Source organism: Salsipaludibacter albus, assembly GCF_019798055.1.
Classification (GTDB): domain Bacteria; phylum Actinomycetota; class Nitriliruptoria; order Nitriliruptorales; family Nitriliruptoraceae; genus Salsipaludibacter; species Salsipaludibacter albus.
Window position 1 is genome coordinate 1 of sequence record NZ_JAHOPH010000075.1, and the last position, 363, is coordinate 363.

Below are 363 nucleotides of genomic sequence, written 5' to 3' on the forward strand. Positions count from 1 at the left end.
CGCTGGTCGACGCCCTGGCGGGTGGCGCGCTCACCGACGGCCCCGTCCTGTTGGTACCCGCCACCGGAGCTGTGCCCCAAGTGGTGCTTGACGAGATCGATCGGCTCTCACCTGGCCAAGTCGTCGCGCTGGGAGGCCCTGCCGCCATCACCGACACCGTGCTCGCCCAGGCAGACGGGCCGACCAGATCCACCGGCCGCCTGTCGGGGTCGAATCGGTATGCCACGGCGGTTGCTGTGTCGCAGTACCAGTTCCCCGCCGGGTCCAGCCGGGTCTACCTCGCACGCGGCCGCGAACCGCTGGTCGACGCCCTGGCGGGTGGCGCGCTCACCGACGGCCCCGTCCTGTTGGTACCCGCCACCG

1 protein-coding gene is annotated in these 363 nt (G+C 72.2%); it reads left to right on the plus strand.

Features of this window, described 5'->3' with window-relative positions; all coding sequences use genetic code 11:
* Window positions 1-14: 14 nt before the first annotated feature.
* The coding region (locus KR546_RS20000) for a cell wall-binding repeat-containing protein (RefSeq protein WP_420804265.1) at window positions 15-363 on the plus strand (349 nt) is incomplete at its 3' end.